Here is a 19874-nt window from a genome sequence, read left to right on the forward strand (position 1 = left end):
GCATCTCACACTTACCGGTTCCGCCCTTCGCACGACGCGCCGCAATGGCCCCTCCTGCCGGCAACCGGTCTATCGTCCCGGCATCCGCCGGGGCTCGTGAACTGCAACTGACTGGAGAATGACATGACGACCTACCAAACGACGACCGCCCCAACGATGGCTTCGCTGCCTGCCGCCCAGGTTTCGGCCCAGGCCGGCAATGGCGAAACGCTGCTGAACTACGATCCGAACCGCCTGCTGGATCACCTGATCGACGTGCTGGACCTGAAGAACGACGCGGCGCTGGCCCGTACGCTCGAAGTGGCACCGCCCGTGATCAGCAAGATCCGCCACTTCCGCCTGGCCATCGGTCCGTCGCTGCTGATCCGCATGCATGAAGTGAGCGACATCACGATCGCCCAACTGCGCGTGCTGATGGGCGACCGCCGCGGCAAGTTCCGCGTCGCCTTCTCGCAGAACGACGTACCGGGCTCGATGCAGCACGCGGCCTGAGTGCAGGTTGAGCACGGCGGCGCCGTGCTTGTCAAAACTGCCTGCTGCTTAGCAGCAACGCCGCACGGTGCCGCTACCCCTTTGCAAGCAATGTTCGGGTACACTCGCGGCAAGGTGCGCGCAACGCTTTGCGCGCGCCTCCCGTTTCCCGAACCCCAGCCCCCGGTTCCTGTGTAGTCCACCGTCATACAGGAAGATTTCCATGCCGACCGGCCGCGCCGCTTCGTCCACCAGTCCGTTCCCACCGTGCGGCCGCCGCCCGGGCCACGCCTCATGAGCTTTTCGCCGATCTTGCCGCGCCAGCGGCTGGGCACGTCGCTTGCCCTGTGGGCATCCGCCAGCGCGCTGCTGCTGACGGTCGTCCTGGTCGTCCTGCTGGGCTACCTGTCCACCGAGGAGCTGAAACGCATGATCGGTACCGGCCTGGCCGAGCGGGCCCGCCACGGTGCCGAGCAGCTCGACGCCACCATGCACGAGCGCTACCGCGAGGTGCGCATGCTGGCGGGACGGCACGAGCTCAGCATGGCGGGCGTGCCCGTCCAGGTGCAGCGCGACACCATCGAGCAATTGCAGGGCAGCTATCCCATGTATGCCTGGATCGGCCTGGTGTCCGTGGACGGCACCGTGCGCGCCGCCACCGGCGAGCTGCTGGAGGGCATCGATGTGTCGAAGCGGCCCTGGTTCTCCGGCGCGCTGCAAGGCAAGTACGTCCATGACGTGCACGAAGCCAAGCTGCTGGCCAAGCTGCTGCCGGCCCAGGCCGGCGGGCCCGCCCGTTTCGTCGACATCGCCTTCCCCGTCCCGGGCGAGGACGGCAAGCCGGCCTATGTACTGGGTGCCCACCTCAATTGGCGCTGGGCCGAGCAGATTCGCAGCCGCATCGACATGGCCTCGAACGGTGGCGAACAGACATTGATCGTCGACCGCGACGGCAAGGTGCTGTCCGGTCCCGAGGGGCTGTCCGGCAGCGCCATCGCCTCGCCCAGCATGGCGCGGGCGCGCGGTGGACGGCCCTACAGCGCCGAGGAGCGCTGGCCGGACGGCCGCACCTACCTGGTCGGCGCGGCCGCCACCACGGGCTACGGCGACTACGCCGGCCTGGGCTGGGTCGTGCTGACGCGGCAGGAGACCCGCATCGCCTACGCGCCCGTGCGCGAACTGCAGCTGCGTGTGTTCGGCGTCGGCGTGGCCGTCGCGCTGGCGTTCTCGCTGCTGGGCTGGCGTGTCTCGCGCCGCATCACCCAGCCGCTGCTGGACGCCGCCACTTCCGCGGCCGCGATCGAGCAGGGCGACCAGCATTCGATCGACGTGGCGCCCGGCAGCTTCTTCGAGCTGGCGGCGCTGACGGGCGCCGTCAACGCCAGCCTGCGCCGCCTGCAGGAGCAGCAGAAGGAGTTGACCACGATGAACGTCCAGCTGGAAGAACGCGTGGCGCAGCGCACGGGCGACCTGGCCCGCTCGCTCGACACGGTACGGCGCAGCGAGGAGCGCATCCGCACGATCCTCGAGACGGCGCAGGATGCTTTCGTCGGCATGGACAGCAATGGCCGCATCACGGACTGGAATCCGCAGGCCGAACAGATGTTCGGCTGGCGCCGCGACGAGGTGCTGGGCAAGCCGCTGCACGAGGTGATGGTGCCGGTGGCGCTGCGCGAGGCGCACCAGCGCGGCATCCAGCGCTTCCTGGCGACCGGCGAGGCGCGCGTGCTGGGACACCGGCTGGAGCTGATGGCGCTGCGCCGCGACGGCAACGAGTTCCCCGTCGAGATGACGATCGGCCTGGTCGACGTGGCCGGCGAGCGCTCGTTCGGCGCCTTCGTCAACGACATCTCCGTGCGCCGCCGCATCGAGCGCGAGCTGGAAAGCGAGCGGACGCTGCTGGCCGCCGTGCTGGAAGCGATCGACGTGGCGGTGGCGGCCTGCGACCAGGCCGGCAACCTGACCCTGTTCAATCGCGCCGCACGCGAGATCTACGGCGTGCCGCGCGATGCCGTGCTGCGGGCCGACTGGCTGCAGCACTGCAGCGTCTACCTGCCGGAGGGCACGGCACCGCTGCCGCCCGAGTCGGTGCCGCTGGCGCGCGCGCTGTCGGGCGAGACCATCAGCGGGATGGAAATCGTCATCGCGCCGCCGGGGCGGCCGGTGCGCCACCTGCTGTGCTCCGGCCATGCGCTGGTCAGCGCCGAGGGCACCCGCCTGGGCGCCGTCGTCGCGAGCAGCGACATCACCGCGCGGCGCGAGGCGGAGCGGCGCCTGGCCGACAGCGAACGGTTCCTGCGCACGATGGCGGACAACAATCCCGCCCTGATCGGCTATGTCGACCGCGAGCGGGTGTACCGCTTCGCCAACCGCAGCTATGGTGCCACGCTGGGCGTGACGACGGACGACATTGTCGGTCACCCCATGCGCGACGTGCTGGGCGAGGCTGCCTATGCGGTGCTGGAGCCTTACGTCACGCAGGCCCTGGCGGGCCAGGCCGTGCATTTCGAGACGGACTTCCAGCACCCCGGCTGGCCGCGCTACTTCATGGGCGACTATATCCCGAACGTGGATGCGGACGGCACCGTGCTGGGCTTCCACACGATGGTGACCGACATCACCGACCGCAAGATGGCGGAACTGAGCCAGGCCCGCAACGAGCGCCTGGCGCAGGCGGCGAGCCGGGCCAAGAGCGAGTTCGTGGCCAACGTCAGCCACGAGATCCGCACGCCGATGAACGCGGTGCTGGGCCTGACCCACCTGCTGGACAGCACCGAGCTGACGCCGCCGCAGCGCGAGTACGTGGGCATGATCCAGTCGTGCGGCAAGACGCTGGTGGGCATCATCAACGACGTGCTGGACTTCTCCAAGATCGAGGCCGGGCGCATCGACATCGCGGCGCTGCCGTTCCAGCTGTCGCAGCTGGTCGAGGCCATCGCCACGGCCATGCGCGCCAGCGACAAGCCGCTGGGCCTCGTGGTGGACGTGGCGCCCGACCTGCCGGCGGCGTATATCGGCGACGCCACCCGGCTGCAGCAGGTCGTGCTGAACCTGGTCGGCAATGCGCTCAAGTTCACCGCCGAGGGCGAGGTGGTCGTCACGCTGGCCCGGATCGCCCAGCACGGCAATACATCCACCTTGCGCATCGACGTGCGCGACAGCGGCATCGGCATCAGCGAAGAGCAGATGGCGCGCCTGTTCCGGCCGTTCGAGCAGGCCGACGCGGGCATCTCGCGCCGCTTCGGCGGCACCGGGCTGGGACTGGCCATCGCACGCCAGCTGGTCGAACTGATGGGCGGGCGCATTGCCGTGTCCAGCGTGCCGGGACAGGGCAGTACCTTCACGGTGACGCTGCCGCTGACGTGCGCGCCGGGAACGCCGGCACCCGCGCCCATGCCGGCCGGCAGGTTGTTGGTCGTCGATGCCAGCGCCGCCGGCCGTGCCGGCAGCGAACACGCGGCCCGGCAACTGGGCTGGAGTGTCACCGGCGTAGCGGACAGCGCGCAGGCGTCGGCCTTGCTCGCCGAGCAGCCGGTCGATGCCATCCTGACCGGGGCGGCGCAGGCCGGCGCCCAGCAACTGCTGGAGCAACACCGTGGCCTGTGGCCCGACCATGCGGTCGTGCTGCTGCAATTGACGGGCGGACCGGACCGCACGGTGCCGCCGTTGTCGCACGCGGTCGCGCTGGCCCGGCCGGTGACGGCGGCCAGCCTGCGCGGCGCGCTGGCGGCGCCCACCCGGCCAGCGCTGCCGGCGCCGCGCGAGGCGGCGGCGGGTACTGGCGGCCTCGCCGGTGCCCGCATCCTGCTCGTCGAGGACAACGCGCTGAACCAGCTGGTGGCGAAAGGTATACTGGAGCCGGCCGGCGCCGTCGTGACGGCCGTGTGGAACGGCCAGGAGGCCGTCGATGCGCTCAGTGCCGACCCGGCCCGCTTCGACCTGGTGCTGATGGACGTGCAGATGCCCGTGATGGATGGCTATACGGCCACCCGGCTGTTGCGCACGCAACTGGGCGTGCGCCAGCCGATCCTGGCGATGAGCGCCGGCGTCACGGCGGCCGAGCGCGAACAGTGCCTGGCCGCCGGCATGAACGATTTCATCGCCAAGCCGGTGGACGTGGAACAGATGATGGAGAGCTTGCGCCAGCACCTGGGCCGCTGGCCCGCCATGGCGCCCGCCACTCCGGCGGCGGCGCCGGCGGCGACCGCCTTCAACGTCGAGCGCCTGGCGGCGCTGAGCGCGGCCGATGCCGGCCAGCGGCAGGCCCTGGTGGGCCTGGTCGAGCGCATGGCGCGGGAGGCGCCGGCGGAGTTGGCGCGTGCCCGTGCCGCCTGGCAAGAGGGCGACGCCCGCGCGGCCGCTTCCGTGCTGCACGCGCTGCGCGGCTCCGTCGGCAGCCTGGGCGCGCGCGACTTCGCCCAGGCCTCGCTGCAGCTGGAAGGCGCGCTGCGCGATGGCCGCGAAGCCGTCGCGGTGGCGCTGTTCGAGGACGTCGCGCGCGAGCTGAACGCGACCACGGTGGCGGCGCGGGCCTGGCTGGCCTCGCAGGCGCCCGAGGTGGTCGAGCCTGAGCCAGCGGGCGAGGACCAGGCGCTCGCACCGCCGGGCTGGGCCCACTGGCTGGCCCTGCTGGCCGAGCGCGACCTGGATGCCGTCACGCAGTACGAGACGCTGCGCGGCTGGCTGGCGCGCCAGCTGGCACCGGCGCAGGGTGCCGCGGTGGCGGCCGCCATGGCCGCACTGGACTTCGACGCCGTGCTGGCGGCGCTGCCGGCCGCCTTGCGCCAGATGTCAGGGCCTGGACAGGAACACGATATGAACGAGGAGAACCAATGAGCGCTGCCCCGCAAGCCGACAGCACGATCCTGATCATCGACGACAACGCGGACACGATCCGGCTGCTGTCCGCCATGGTGCGCGGCCAGGGCAGGGTGCTGTTCGCCACCAGTGGCGCGGCCGGCATCGAGATCGCCCGCCTGCAGCGCCCGCAGCTGATCCTGCTGGACGTCGAGATGGACGGCATGGACGGCTTTGCCGTGTGCGACGTGATCCGGCGCGACCCGGCCCTGCGCAGCAGCGCGATCATCTTCGTGACGGCGCAATCGACGCCGGAGGCGGAGATCGCGTGCCTGGACGCGGGCGCCGTCGATTTCATCCCGAAGCCGCTGAACGCGGCCGTGGTGCAGGCGCGCGTGCGCACCCACCTGCGCCTGCAGGCCGCGCTGTCCACGCTGGACGGCCTGGCGCACCAGGACGGCATGACGGGCCTGTTCAACCGGCGCCATTTCGACAACCAGCTGGCGACGGAGTTCGCCCGTCACCGGCGCCACCTTATGCCGCTGGGGCTGGCGCTGGTGGATGTCGACCACTTCAAGCTGTACAACGACCGCTATGGCCACCAGCAGGGCGACATCTGCCTGCGCCAGGTCGCCGCCGCCATCCGCGAGGGTGCGCGCCGCCCGGGCGAGCTGGCGGCCCGCTACGGCGGCGAGGAATTCGTCGTGCTGCTGCCGAACACGGACCACGACGCCCTGGTCACCTATGGCGACTGGCTGTGCCGCCGCATCGCGGGGCTCAATATCGCCCATCCGACGGCACCGACGGCGCCGTTCGTCACGGCCAGCGTGGGATTGTGCGCGATCTTGCCGGAAGAGCGCGACACGGCCGAAGCGCTGCTGCACACGGCCGACATGGCGCTGTACGACGCCAAGCGCGCGGGCCGTAACCGCAGCGTGGTGGCGCGGGCCGGCGCGACGCCGGGGCGGGCGGCCGATCCCGCGGAGGTGTGAGGAGCCCATGGTAGGCTCAGGGTCTGTCCCCAAAGGGGACTGACCCTGAAGTTTACAGCGGTCGAGGCGAAGCTGCAGAACTTCGGGCCCAGTCCCCTGCAGAGAGCGCAGCAGGGATGTCGAGGCGCACCGCTCCTCGCCTGCGCAGCGATGCGGGCCTACGAGCCGGCATCAAGACCCACCGCATCCGGCGTCCGCCGCTTGCTCCAGTACCCCACGCACAGCACGCCCAGCCACACAGGAATCAGCCACACCGACAGGCGCAGCTCCGGTGTCGCGTACATCACGGCCAGCACGCCGGCCAGGAAGACCAGGCACAGCCAGTTCGACAGCGGATGCCACGGGCTGGGGAAGGCCGTGGCCTGGCCCGCCTGGCGCTTGTGCGCGCGAAAGCGCAGGTGGATCCAGCTGATCATGCCCCAGTTGATGATCAGTGCGGAGACCACGAGGCCCATCAGCAGCTGGAACGCCTGGCCCGGCATGAAGTAGTTCACGCTGACGCAGACCGCCGTCGCCAGCGCCGACACGCCCAGCGCCGCCAGCGGCACGCCGCGCCGGTTCACCTTCAGCAGGGCGCGCGGCGCATTGCCTTGCACGGCCAGGCCGTACAGCATGCGGCTGTTGCAGTAGACGCAGCTGTTGTAGACCGACAGCGCCGCCGTCAGCACGACCACGTTGAGCATCGTCGCCACCCAGTCGCTGTCCAGCGCATGGAAGATCAGCACGAACGGGCTGCCGCCGGTGACCACCTTCTGCCAAGGGTACAGCGACAGCAGCACGCCCAGGGCGCCGATATAGAAGATCAGGATGCGGTAGATGGCCTGGTTGGTCGCTTTCGGGATCGTGCGGGCCGGATCGTCCGCCTCGGCCGCCGTGATGCCGACCAGTTCCAGGCCGCCGAACGAGAACATGATGACGGCGATCGCCATCACGAGGCCCATCACCCCGTTCGGGAAGAAGCCGCCATGGCGCCACAGGTTGGCGACCGACGCTTCCGGCCCGGCGTTGCCGGAGGCCAGCAGCCAGGCACCGAAGCCGATCATGCCGACGATGGCGACGACCTTGACGATGGCGAACCAGAACTCCATCTCGCCGAACGCCTTGACGTTGGCCAGGCTGATGCTGTTGATGATGACGAAGAACGCGAGTGCCGACACCCACGTGGGGATGTCCGGCCACCAGTACTGCACGTAGATGCCGACGGCGGACAGTTCGGCCATGCTGACCAGCACGTACAGCACCCAGTAGTTCCAGCCCGACAGGAAGCCGGCCAGCGGGCCGCAGTACTTGTCGGCGAAGTGGCTGAACGAGCCGGCCACCGGTTCGTCCACCACCATCTCCCCCAGCTGGCGCATGATCAGGAAGGCGACGACGCCGGCGATCGCATAGCCAAGCAGCACGGAGGGCCCGGCCATCTGAATCGTTTGCGCGATGCCCAGGAACAGGCCCGTGCCGATGGCGCCGCCCAGCGCGATCAGCTGGATGTGGCGGCTCTTCAGGCCCCGTTTGAGCTCGTGTCGTTCGTCTGCTGCCATGAATCCCCGCCCGTCGTGGTTGATCGTATTTGATGAAGTGGCATGATTCTAATGCATCGCGGGGGGCGGGCGGCAAGCGCGCCCGTCACGGAGTCCGCGAAGCGGCGAGATCGAGGGACGGCGGCCGCACGCGATAGCCGTCGCGCCCGGCCGCCTTGGCCGCGTACAGGGCCTCGTCGGCCTGGCGCAGCAGGGCATCGCGGCGGCTGCCGGGGCGGCCACCGCCAGCCCGACGCTGGTGGTGACGGCCAGCTGGGCACCGCCGGCCTGGAACGGGGGCCGCATCGCCTCGACGATCTTGCGGCCCAGCGACGCCAGCTCCTCGCCGCCGCCCGGGCGCTCGAACAGCACGACGAACTCGTCGCCCGCCAGGCGGGCCACCGTGTCCGTCGCGCGCACGGTCGCGCGCAGGCGGCGGGCGAACTCGACCAGCACCAGGTCACCCGTCGCGTGGCCGTGGGTGTCGTTGATCAGCTTGAACCGGTCGATATCGAGGTACGCCACGGCCACGCTGGCGCGGGCACGGTGGGCACGCAGCAGTGCCTTGTCCAGTTCGCCCTCGAACATGCGCCGGTTGTACAGGCCCGTCAGCGAGTCGGTACTGGCCAGCCGCGCCATTTCCGCGTCGGCCCGTGCGCGCAGCCGGGTCAGCGAGAAGAACGCCCGGCTCAGCGCACCCACTTCGTCGTCGCGCGACTGGTCGAGCACGTCGATGTCGGCTTCGCCCCGTTCCACGCTGGCCACTTGCGTACGCAGCGTTTCCAGCGGGCGCAGCAGGCGGTGGATGACGAGCCACCCCAACAGGCCGGCCAGCAACGCCAGCAGCGTGGTCGGCAGCATCGCGGCGCGGCGCAGCGCGATCAGCGGGGCAAACGCTTCCGCGGCCGGATAGACGATGCCGACGATCCAGCCCGTCGACGGCACGCGCTTGTAGCCGATCAATGCATCCACGCCCGCCTTGGTCGACGCCCGGCTCCAGCCTTCCGCGCCGGCCAGGGCGCGCTGCGTCGTCGGCATCACGCCGCCGGGCTCCTCGCCCACCTTGCGCAGGATGCGGCGCGGGTCCGGATGGTGCAGGATCGTGCCGTCCGGCGCCAGCAGGAACAGGTAGCCGCTGCGGCCCGGCTTCAGCGGCTCCAGCTGGCCCAGGAAGGACGGCTGGCCCAGGTCGATGCCGCCGGCCAGGATGCAGACGAGGTGGCCGGCCGCGTCGTACACGGGCTCCGTCAGCAGCACCACGGGGCGGCCGGACAACTGGCTGCGGAACGGCTGCGACACGATGCCTTCGTGCTGGCGCACGGTCTCCGTGAAATAGGGGCGTTGGGCGGCCTCGATCGTGCCGATCTGGCGCCGGTCGGCCAGGCTGGCGACCAGCTTGCCGCCCGCATCGAACGCGACCACGTTGAAGAACTGCTCGCGCAGCGTGGCGTGGCGTTCCAGGTAGGCCTGCACGGCGCCGGGCGGTGCCAGGTGGTCCGGATGTGCGCCTTCCGCGACGGCGCGCAGCAGCGTGCGCTTGGCGTCCAGGTCGCGCTCCAGGTGGCCTGCCGCGCTCACCAGCAGGGCGTACTCGCGGTCGCCGACCAGGCCCACCATCTCGCGTTCGGCCAGCGTCAGCGCGGCCAGGGCCAGCAGCACGCCGGAGGCAAACACAAGGACGGTGACGACGAGGGTCAGCCTGGATTTGAGGTTCTTGACTGGATGGACGAAGCGCATGGCGGCAGGGACGAGGCCCGCAGTGTACCACGCACCGCCGGAGCGTCGATGCGTAGCTGGCAACTTGTTGGAAAGCCTGCAACGGCGGGCGCCGTTGGTGGTTGCGTGGTGTTGTTTTGAGGTACGCCAAACGTAAAATTGCTGGATGAAACGTTAAATCTCACCAATACCCACGCCGGCTCGTTGTACTATTGCCGTACGGATACTTCAATCTTTCCTCTCCCCGCGGCAGCAGCGCCGCCTCTGACTTTTTACGGATGACTACCATGAAGAATGGCCACGGACGGCTGACGCCCGCGCTTTGCCTCGCACTTTGCAGCACCGCCGCTTTCACCACTTTCACGCCCGCGCTCGCCCATGCCGAGGATGCCCCGGCCGGCGCCACGTTGACGGGCAATGCCAGCGTCGTGTCGCAATATGTCTCGCGCGGCGTGCGCCAGACGTGGGGCAAGCCGGCCGCGCAGGCGGGCCTGGATTATGTGCATCCGAACGGCTGGTCGGCCGGCACGTGGGTGTCCACGATCAGCGACCGGTTCGTTGAAAAAGGCACGGTGGAATGGGACATCTACGGCGGCTACAGCGGCAGCGTGGGCAACATCGGCTACAGCGCACTGGCCTACTATTACAAATACCCGGGCGCGGTCATCAGCGCGACGGGTACGAAGTTCGACTATGCCGAGCTGTCCGCCGGCCTGACGTACAAGTCCTTCTACGGCAAGTACAACTACACGGTGACGAAGGACTTCTTCGGCATCACGAACGCGCGCGGCACGGGCTACCTGGACGTGGGCGTCAACCATGACCTGGGTCACGGCTGGACGCTGAACCTGCATGCCGGCGACGGCCGCGTGGCCGGCAGCGGCAACGACATCTGGAACTGGCGCGATGCCAAGGCCGGCGTGACGAAGACGCTGGGCGGCGGTTGGAGCGCGGCGGCGGCGTACACCCGCGCCTGGGGCAAGACCGACATCTACAAGAGCTACACCACCGGCATGCCGAAAGACGGCACGATCGACTACAGCGACGTGACGAAAGGTGCCCTGGTGGTGTCCGTCACGCGCACCTTCTGATTATTTTCGAACGAATCATGACCGAGCAGAAGACTTCCCGCTTGTCCCTTTCGCTGAACGCACGCACCTGTATCGCCGCCACCGCGCTGGTGGTGCTCAGTCTCGCGATCACGGGGGCCGTGACGGGCCTGCGCAGCAGCGCCAGCGCGGAAGAGGCCGCACTGAAGCTGGCCCACACGACGAGCCGCGAGGCCGCGCACGCGCTGGCCAGCCGCATCACCGCCAACCTGGCGACCGTGCAAGGCGTCAGCGCGGCCATGCGGGCGACCCATGCGGCCGACATGGCACTGACGCGCGAACAGCAGATCGAGGTCGCGAAGGCCGTGCTGGAGTCGTCAGGCGACATCGTCGGGACATCGATCGCGTGGGAGCCGGACGCGCTGGACGGCAAGGATGCCGACTATGCGGGCAAGGCGCCGGCGTGGGATGCGAGCGGGCGCCACATGCCGTACTTCACGAGGAATCCGGCCGGCGGCGTAGCGGTCACGCCGATCGAGTTCACCACCGCGCCGGGCGCGAACGACTGGTACGACGTGCCGAAGCGTACCGCCAAGGTGCTGTTTACCGATCCGTACATGTACCCGGTCAACGGCAAGGACGTACTGATGGCGTCGCTGGTGGCCCCCATTGTCATCAAAGGCAAATTTGCCGGCGTGACGACGGCCGACCTGATGCTGACGCAGCTGGGCAAGATCCTGGCCGACATGACGACGATGGAGGGCAGCAGCCTGGCGCTGGTGTCGAACGGCGGCATGTATGCCAGCCATCCCGATGCGGCCCGCAACGGCAAGGAAGCGAAGGACATGCCGGCCGAGGCGCTGGCCGCCGTACGGGCGGGCACGCCCTACGAGTACGAGGATGGGGAAGGTGTCGTGCACATGCTGCAGCCGCTGGCGCTGCATCCGGACATCGCGCCCTGGGCCGTGCGCCTGTCGTTCCCGCGCAGCGTGGCCACGGCCGCCGCACGCGAACTGCTGATGTACACGACGCTGGTCTCCGTGCTGTGCGCGCTGGCCGCCGCCCTGGCGATGGTGTGCACGGTGAACCGCCTGACCCGTCCGCTGCGCTCGCTGGCACGGACGATGACGGAACTGGCCGGCGGCAATGCCGACCTGTCCAAGCGCCTGGCGGTGCGCGGCAACGACGAACTGGCCGTGATCGGCCGTGGCTTCAACGACTTCGTCGCCAAGATCGAGCATGTGCTGGCACGGGTGCGCCACAGCTCCGACGCGGTGGCGGTGGCCAGCGCCGAGATCAGCCAGGGCAACCATGACCTGTCGAGCAGGACCGAGCAGCAGGCCAGCTCGCTGCAGGAAACGGCGGCGTCGATGGAAGAACTGACCAGCACCGTCAAGCAGAACTCGGACAACGCCAACCAGGCGCGCCAGCTGGCCGCTTCGGCGTCGGACGTGGCGGTACGGGGTGGCGCCGTGGTGGCGCAGGTGGTCGACACGATGGCGTCGATCAACGTCTCGTCGAACAAGGTGGTGGACATCATCAGCGTGATCGACGGCATCGCCTTCCAGACCAATATCCTGGCGCTGAACGCGGCCGTGGAAGCGGCGCGGGCGGGCGAGCAGGGCCGCGGCTTTGCGGTCGTGGCGTCCGAAGTGCGCAACCTGGCCCAGCGCAGCGCGTCGGCGGCGAAAGAGATCAAGCAGCTGATCGGCGACTCGGTGGCCCAGGTGGAGCAGGGCAGCCGGCTGGTGGCCGATGCCGGCGGAACGATGGACGCCGTCGTCGCCAGCGTCAAGCGGGTGGCGGACATCATCAGCGAGATCGCGGCGGCCAGCGGCGAGCAGAGCAGCGGCATCGCGCAGATCAACCAGGCCGTCGTGCAGATGGATGGCGTGACGCAGCAGAACGCGGCGCTGGTGGAAGAAGCGGCGGCCGCGGCGGAAAGCCTGCAGCACCAGGCCGACACGCTGGTGGCGCTGGTGGGTGAATTCCGCATCGGGAACGTGGGCGCGGCGGCGCGGACGGACAGCGCGCCAGCGTTGCCCGCCCCGGCCCTGGCGGAATAATGTGAATCAAGCTGACCGGCCTGCGGGCCGGCAGTCCAGCGCGCGCCTGGTTTGCGCGCCGTTTGACATTTGGAGTGCGTATGACTGAAACGATCAACAAGAAGCGCCGGCTGGCGCTGTCCCTGAACGGACGCATCTGCCTGGCCGCCAGCACGCTGGTCATCCTGAGCCTGGCGATCACCGCGACGGTGACGGGCGTCCGCGGGCGCGACAGCGCCGAGGCGGCGGCGATGCGCCTCGCGCAGACCGCCGCCAGCGAAGCATCGCAGACGCTGGCCACGCGCATCACGCGCAACCTGACGGCCGTGACGAACCTGGCCGGCTCGATGCGCAGCACCAAGGCGGCCGGCATGCCGCTGGAGCGGGGCCATGTTGCCGAGATGACGAAGGCGACGCTGCTGGGGTCCGAGGACCTGGTCGGCGCCGCCGTGACGTGGGAACCGAACGCGCTGGACGGCAAGGATGCCGAATTCGCCGGCAAGAAGCCGGAATACGACGACACCGGCCGCTACATGCCGTACTTCACCCGCACTCCGGGCGGCGGGGTCGGCGTGGAGGCGATCGTGTTCCCGACGACGCCGGGCGCCAACGACTGGTACGACATTCCGAACAAGACCGGCAAGGTGTTCTTCACGGAGCCCTACGCCTACCCGATCAACGGCAAGGACGTGCAGATGGCGTCGATGGTCGCGCCCATCATGGTGGACGGCAAGTTCATGGGGACGGCCAGCGCCGACTTCGCGCTGACGACCCTGTCCACTATCCTGGCGGGCCTGAAGACGATCGACGGCGGCAAACTCGCGCTGGTGTCGTATGGCGGCCTGTATGCCAGCCATCCGGACGCGGCCCTGAACGGCAAGGAAGCCAAGGACGTGCCGGCCGAAGCCATGGCTGCGGTCCGAGCCGGCAAGGCCTATGAATACCGCGATGCCGACAACAACGTGCACCTGTTGCAGCCGCTGGTCGTGCATCCGGATATCGCGCCGTGGGCCGTGCGCCTGTCGTTCCCGCACAGCGTGGCGACAGCGCCGGCGCGCGAGCTGATGACCTACACCGTGCTGGTCTCGCTGCTGTGCGCGATCGCCGCCGCCGTGGCGATGGTGTGCGTGCTGAACCGCCTGACCCGTCCGCTGCGCTCGCTGGCACGGACGATGACGGAACTGGCCGGCGGCAATGCCGACCTGTCCAAGCGCCTGGCGGTGCGCGGCAACGACGAACTGGCCGTGATCGGCCGTGGCTTCAACGACTTCGTCGCCAAGATCGAGCACGTGCTGGCACGGGTGCGCCACAGCTCCGACGCGGTGGCCGTGGCCAGCGCCGAGATCAGCCAGGGCAATCACGACCTGTCAAGCAGGACCGAGCAGCAGGCCAGCGCGCTGGAAGAGACGGCGGCATCGATGGAAGAGCTGACCAGCACCGTCAAGCAGAACTCGGACAACGCCAACCAGGCACGCCAGCTGGCCGCTTCGGCGTCGAACGTGGCGGTACGGGGCGGCGCCGTGGTGGCGCAGGTGGTCGACACGATGGCGTCGATCAACGCCTCGTCGAACAAGGTGGTGGACATCATCAGCGTCATCGACGGCATCGCGTTCCAGACCAATATCCTGGCGCTGAACGCGGCCGTGGAAGCGGCGCGGGCCGGTGAACAAGGTCGCGGCTTTGCCGTCGTGGCTTCCGAAGTGCGCAACCTGGCGCAGCGCAGCGCGTCGGCGGCGAAGGAGATCAAGCAGCTGATCGGCGACTCGGTGGCCCAGGTGGAGCAGGGCAGCCGGCTGGTGGCCGACGCCGGCGGCACGATGGACGACGTGGTCGCCAGCGTCAAGCGGGTAGCGGACATCATCAGCGAGATCGCGGCGGCCAGCGGTGAGCAGAGCAGCGGGATCTCGCAGATCAACCAGGCCGTCGTGCAGATGGATGGCGTGACGCAGCAGAACGCGGCACTGGTGGAAGAGGCGGCGGCCGCGGCGGAAAGCCTGCAGCACCAGGCCGACACGCTGGTGGCGCTGGTGGGCGAGTTCCGCATCGGCGACGGCGCGGCTGCATCAATCCCGGCCCCAGCCGTGGCCCCTGCCGCGCCGGCGCTGGTGCGCCCCAGCCTGTCGCAGCCCAAGACCGCCGCGGCGGTGGCCCCGGCCAAGCCGAAAAGCCGCGTGACCGAGACGGCCGGCGGCGACGAGTGGGAAACCTTCTGATCATCCCCCGCTGACGGGATCTTCTAGCAGGGAAAAGTCGGCGTTTGCCGGGCCGGCGCGCCAGATGCGCGGCCCGGTTTTTTTTGGGCGGCTGTCCCTGTGGGACTGCCCCCCTGGTTCAGCGGCGTCCCTGCGGACTTCAGGGTCAGTCCCCCGCGGGGACAGACCCTAGGCGTGCGCCGGCTTGCGCCCCAGCAGCTTGCTGGCGGCAAACGCCGCCCCGGCCACGCCGACCACCATCGCGGCCGTGCTGCCGGAGAAGCCGATCGCCGTGTCGCGCGCGATCTTGCCCGCCTGCGGCGTCACCAGCTGCATGCGGCGCTTCGTCATCGCCGCGCCCAGTTCGCTCAGGCGGTCCTGGGTCATCAGCCGCTCGGCGTCCGGCAGCAGCACCGTTTCCTCGTCGGCCACGTGGTGCATCACATCGCGCATCAGTTCGTGGATCAGCTGGTCATGGCGGGGATCGGCGGCATCCGTCGCGCGCAGGGCGGCGATGACGCGGCGCATCTCATTGTGCTCCGGCTCCGCTTTCAGCATGGTGGGATCGCTGCCTTCCAGCTCGCGCATGGCGGGGTAGAAGATTTCCTCCTCAAGCGTGGCATGGATTTCCAGCGCGGTGCAGATCGTTTCCGCCAGCGCCTTTTTCACTTTCGGCTTCTTCGTTGTCGTGTACTGGTGGAACGTCACCAGCGTGTGCGAATGGTCGAAGCGGATCATGTCGGTAATCGTCGGGCTGAGCTTGTTCAGTGAAAACATGTTCTTCTCCTTGTCCTGGTAACGACCCATGTTAGAACGTTAAGACCCCGGACGGCGTAGGAAAACGCCGCACCGCGCTGTCGGCGCAGCACGCGCCATCTCCGTCGAGTCCGTGACCCATGGTGGCATTCCGATGGACACGGGCTCGTCGGTGTTCCTTGTGGCGGTCCCGCTACGGCGGCATTGCGCACAGCTTTGTCCGCCTGGGATATAGTTATCACATGGACCACTGCCGGGGACGCGCATGAAAGGCCAGTATCGTGCCGCAGCGAATCGAAGGAAAGGGTTGCCGGTGTCCGGCCGCGGTCCACATGCCGCCGGGCCGCGCATGCTGACACGCTTCGGCGACCTGTTCCAGGACCATCCGCAGCCGATGTGGATCTACGACCTCGACACGTTGCGCATCCTGCGCGTCAACGCCGCCGCGTGCCGCCACTATGGCTATACGACGGACGAGTTCCTTCACATGACCATCCGCGACATCCGGCCGCGCGACGAGCACGCGCGCCTCGAGGCCGACCTGGCGGCAAGCGCCAGCGAGCACCGGTTGCCGCAGACATCCGGCGTGTGGACCCACCTGAAACGCGACGGCACGCCGATCGCCGTGCGCATTTCCTCCCACGCGGTCACGTACCTGGGCCATCGGGCCCGCCTTGTGTTCGCGCTGGACGTGACGGCGCAGCAGGCCACCGAGCGGGCGTTGTACCGCTCCGAGCAGCTGTATCGCAGCCTGATCGACACGATGCCGCACCAGGTCTACTGGAAGGGCCTCGACTTGCATTATGTCGGTTGCAATCGCGTATTCGCGGAAGCGGCCGGGCTGGACGAGCCGCAGGAAGTGGTGGGCAAGAGCGACGGCGACCTCGTCTGGCGCCGGCAGGCCCAGCGCATGGCGGCGGAGGACCGCATCGTCGTCGACACCGGCCACCCGCTGCTGGACCGCGAGGACACGCTGACGGGCCCGGACGGCAAGCAGCGCCGCTACCTCGTCAACAAGCTGCCGCTGTACGGCCCGGAAGGCGCCATCATCGGCATGCTGGGCACGCTGGAGGATATCACGGCCCGGCGCAAGGCCGAGGAGACGCTGCGCCTGCAGGGCCGCGCGCTGGATGCCAGCGTCAATGCCATCGTCATCACGCGCCAGGAAAACCGGCAGGACAAGATCGTCTACGCCAATCCCGCGTTTGCCCGGATTTCCGGCTACGAGCTGCTGGAGGTCATCGGCCAGGACTGCCGCTTCCTGCAGGCGGACGACCGCGACCAGGAAGGGCTGTACCAGCTGCGCGATGCATTGCAGACCAATCGCGAGGCCACGGTCGTGCTGCGCAACTACCGCAAGGATGGCAGCCTGTTCTGGAACCAGCTGCACATCGCGCCTGTGCTGGACAGCAGCGGCAAGGTCACCCACTGGGTCGGGGTCATCAACGACATCACCGAGACGATGCGCTACCAGCATGAGCTGGAGCACCAGTCCACCCATGACGCGCTGACGGGGCTGCCGAACCGCAACCTGTTCCGCGACCGGCTGGACCAGGCCATCAGCTATGCGGCGCGCTACCGCAACCAGCTGTGGGTGGTCGTGCTGGACCTCGACAACTTCAAGCTGATCAACGATACCCTGGGCCATGCGGTCGGCGACAGCCTGCTGCAGACGGTAGGCGAGCGGCTGCGCGCGGCGCTGCGCGACTCGGACACGGTGGCGCGCCTGGGCGGCGACGAATTCATCCTGCTGCTGCTCGACCAGCCGGGCGGCGGGCTGTCGCCCCGCACCGTGCAGGCGATCCTGGAGGCGGTCAGCGCGCCGATGCGCCTGGGCGCGCACGACCTGGCGCTCACGTGCAGCATGGGCGTGGCCGTGTATCCGCGCGACGGCGAAACGGGTTCCTCGCTGTTCAAGCACGCCGACATCGCGCTGTACCGCGCCAAGGACGGCGGCCGCAACCAGCTGCAGTTCTACACGGAGGAGATGAACGACCGGGTGACCGAGCGCACGCTGATCGAGGGCCACCTGCGCCACGCGCTGGTGCGCAACGAGTTCCTGCTGTACTTCCAGCCCCGCGTGGATTGCGCCAGCGGCCAGGTGGTCGGGCTCGAGGCGCTGCTGCGCTGGCAGCACCCCGAGCTGGGACTGGTGCCGCCGGTGCGCTTCATCAGCGTGGCCGAAGAGACGGGACGGATCGTCGAGATCGGCGAGTGGGTGCTGAAGACCGCCTGCATGCAGGCGGTGGCCTGGCAGCAGGCCGGGCTTGCCCCGGTGCCGGTGGCCGTCAATGTGTCGGCGCGTCAGTTCCGCCACGCGTCTTTCGTGCAGGAAGTGAAGGATGCGCTGGAAGTGAGCGGGCTGGAACCGCGCTACCTGGAGCTGGAGCTGACGGAAAGCGTCATGATGCACAACGTGGATGTCGTCATCGCGGCGATGAGCCAGCTGAAGGGCATGGGCATCTGCCTGTCGATCGACGATTTCGGTACGGGGTACTCGAGCCTGAACTACCTGCGCCGCTTCCCCATCGACTACCTGAAGATCGACCAGAGTTTCGTGCGCGACATGCTGGACGATCCGCCCGGCGCCGCCATCGTGCGCTCGATCATCGCGCTGGGGCACAGCCTGGCGTTCCGCATCATCGCCGAAGGGGTGGAGACGCCGGAACAGCTGGCGTACCTGAAGGAGGAGGGCTGCGACGAGATCCAGGGGTACTTGTGCAGCCGGCCGGTGCCGGAGCGGGAGGCGGCAGTCTTGCTCAGTAGCGGCCGTTGATGCGGCAGGGTCTGTCCCCAAAGGGGACTGACCCTGAAGTTCGCCTGGTTGGCAGCGAACGGCGAGGCATCAGGTCTGCGATGCGGCCGCCGGCATGCGCCAAGCCTGCCGCGGCGTGCACACAGAACTTCGGGGTCAGTCCCGGAGGGACAGACCCCTGGCGGCGCCGGTTCTACGTCAATCGCGGATCTCCAGCGCCCGGTTCAGCGACAGCGCGGCCAGCGACCCCACGGCACCCGACAGCAGGTACAGGCTGACGTAACCCAGGCCGAAGTGCGCCGACAGGCCCAGCGCCACCAGCGGGGCGAACGCGGCGCCCACCAGCCACGACAGGTCGGACGTCAGCGCCGCGCCGGTGTAGCGGTGGCGGGCCGAGAAGTTGGCGGTGACGGCGCCGGCGGCCTGGCCGTACGACAGGCCCAGCAGGGTGAAGCCGACCAGGATGAAGATGTTCTGGCCCGTCTCGCCGCCCTGCATCAGCGTCGGCACGAAGCCGGAGAACACGGCGATCAGCGCGGCCAGCGTGCCCAGCGTGGTGCGGCGGCCGAAGCGGTCGGCGATCAGGCCGGATGCGACGGTGCCGACGATCGCCAGCGCGGCGCCCCACATCTGCAGCACGAGGAAGCCGTCCAGCGAACGGGTCGAGTACAGTTGCACCCACGACAGCGGGAACACGGTCACCAGGTGGAACAGCGCGTAGCTGGCCAGCGCGGCCAGGGCGCCGATGATGATGTTGCGGCCCTGCGTGTGCGACAGTTCGGACAGGCCGACGGGCTCCAGTTCGCGCTCGTCCAGCAGGTGGGCGTATTCCGGCGTGGAGACCAGGCGCAGGCGGGCGAACAGCGCCACCACGTTGATGGCGAAGGCCACGAAGAACGGGAAGCGCCAGCCCCAGTCGAGGAAGTCCAGCGCGGACAGGTTGGCCACCATGTAGGCGAAGATGCCGGCCGCGACGATGAAGCCGACCGGGGCGCCCAGCTGGCCCAGCATGGCATACCAGCCGCGCTTGTTGTGCGGCGCGTTCAGGGCCAGCAGCGACGGCAGGCCGTCCCACGAGCCGCCCTGGGCGACGCCCTGGCAGATGCGGAAGAAGGCCAGCAGCACGATGCCGGTATTGCCGGCTTCGGCATAGGAGGGCAGGAAAGCCATGCCCACGGTGGCCGTCCCGAGCAGAAACAGGGCCCCGGTCAGCTTGCCTTCGCGCGAGTAGCGCCGCTGCACCCACATGAACAGCAGGGTGCCGAACGGGCGGGCGATGAAGGCAAACGAGAAGATGACGAAGGAATACAGCGTGGCGTCGAGCCGGTCATCGAACGGGAAGAACAGCGAGGGGAACACGAGCACCGAGGCGATCGCGTAGACAAAGAAATCGAAGTATTCGGAGGCGCGCCCGATCACGACGCCGACGGCGATCTCGCCGGGATGGATGGCACCGTCCCTTGCATTAATGTTGCGTGCGCCGCCACTGGTGGGACTTGGCTGATAATCCGGTTGGCCTGAAGGGAGTGGTCCGTCAAAAGTAGTCGTTGCCATGGTCGTTACCTTATGTCTCTCTGTCATTGTTCA

At 68.8% G+C, this 19874-nt stretch carries 11 protein-coding genes; 7 read left to right on the plus strand and 4 right to left on the minus strand.

The genetic code is table 11. From position 1 onward, the window contains the following. Positions 1-156 precede the first annotated feature (156 nt). The 3 genes from PX653_RS06425 (at position 157) to PX653_RS06435 (ending at position 6260) form a co-directional block, all read left to right on the plus strand. Positions 157-492 (plus strand): hypothetical protein, encoded by a 336-nt coding sequence (locus PX653_RS06425; protein ID WP_277418525.1) that lies wholly within the window; start codon positions 157-159, stop codon positions 490-492. Between the two features lie 273 nt (positions 493-765). After that, positions 766-5307: a PAS domain S-box protein gene (locus tag PX653_RS06430; RefSeq protein ID WP_277417080.1), complete on the plus strand. Its 4542-nt coding sequence runs from the start codon at positions 766-768 to the stop codon at positions 5305-5307. Continuing rightward, complete coding sequence (locus PX653_RS06435; protein ID WP_277417081.1) at positions 5304-6260, plus strand: diguanylate cyclase domain-containing protein; 957 nt, start codon at positions 5304-5306, stop codon at positions 6258-6260. Before PX653_RS06430 ends, PX653_RS06435 begins: the two co-directional genes overlap by 4 nt. A gap of 158 nt (positions 6261-6418) precedes the next feature. On the opposite strand, the gene PX653_RS06440 is transcribed toward PX653_RS06435, so the two are convergent. Both PX653_RS06440 and PX653_RS06445 read right to left on the minus strand, forming a co-directional pair. After that, positions 6419-7795: an amino acid permease gene (locus tag PX653_RS06440; protein WP_277417082.1), complete on the minus strand. Its 1377-nt coding sequence runs from the start codon at positions 7793-7795 to the stop codon at positions 6419-6421. Between the two features lie 48 nt (positions 7796-7843). Beyond that, positions 7844-9511 (minus strand): diguanylate cyclase domain-containing protein, encoded by a 1668-nt coding sequence (locus tag PX653_RS06445; RefSeq protein WP_277417083.1) that lies wholly within the window; start codon positions 9509-9511, stop codon positions 7844-7846. A 266-nt stretch (positions 9512-9777) separates the two neighbouring features. Here PX653_RS06445 and PX653_RS06450 point away from each other — a divergent pair, with 266 nt between their 5' ends. From PX653_RS06450 to PX653_RS06460, 3 genes are all read left to right on the plus strand, one after another. Next, complete coding sequence (locus tag PX653_RS06450) at positions 9778-10581, plus strand: TorF family putative porin (RefSeq protein ID WP_277417084.1); 804 nt, start codon at positions 9778-9780, stop codon at positions 10579-10581. Between the two features lie 17 nt (positions 10582-10598). After that, complete coding sequence (locus PX653_RS06455) at positions 10599-12605, plus strand: methyl-accepting chemotaxis protein (RefSeq protein ID WP_277417085.1); 2007 nt, start codon at positions 10599-10601, stop codon at positions 12603-12605. 80 nt (positions 12606-12685) lie between these two features. Then, positions 12686-14797 (plus strand): methyl-accepting chemotaxis protein, encoded by a 2112-nt coding sequence (locus PX653_RS06460; RefSeq protein ID WP_277417086.1) that lies wholly within the window; start codon positions 12686-12688, stop codon positions 14795-14797. Positions 14798-14965: 168 nt separating this feature from the next. On the opposite strand, the gene PX653_RS06465 is transcribed toward PX653_RS06460, so the two are convergent. Continuing rightward, positions 14966-15553: a hemerythrin domain-containing protein gene (locus PX653_RS06465; protein ID WP_277417087.1), complete on the minus strand. Its 588-nt coding sequence runs from the start codon at positions 15551-15553 to the stop codon at positions 14966-14968. Between the two features lie 328 nt (positions 15554-15881). On the opposite strand from PX653_RS06465, the gene PX653_RS06470 reads away from it, so the two are divergent. Continuing rightward, positions 15882-18308: a sensor domain-containing protein gene (locus tag PX653_RS06470; protein WP_277417088.1), complete on the plus strand. Its 2427-nt coding sequence runs from the start codon at positions 15882-15884 to the stop codon at positions 18306-18308. A gap of 177 nt (positions 18309-18485) precedes the next feature. Here the strand turns inward: PX653_RS06470 and PX653_RS06475 are convergent, their stop codons facing one another. Next, complete coding sequence (locus PX653_RS06475) at positions 18486-19841, minus strand: MFS transporter (RefSeq protein WP_277417089.1); 1356 nt, start codon at positions 19839-19841, stop codon at positions 18486-18488. Between the last annotated feature and the right edge of the window lie 33 nt (positions 19842-19874).

This window comes from Pseudoduganella chitinolytica (genome assembly GCF_029028125.1).
In the GTDB taxonomy this organism is placed as follows: Bacteria; Pseudomonadota; Gammaproteobacteria; order Burkholderiales; family Burkholderiaceae_D; genus Rugamonas; species Rugamonas chitinolytica.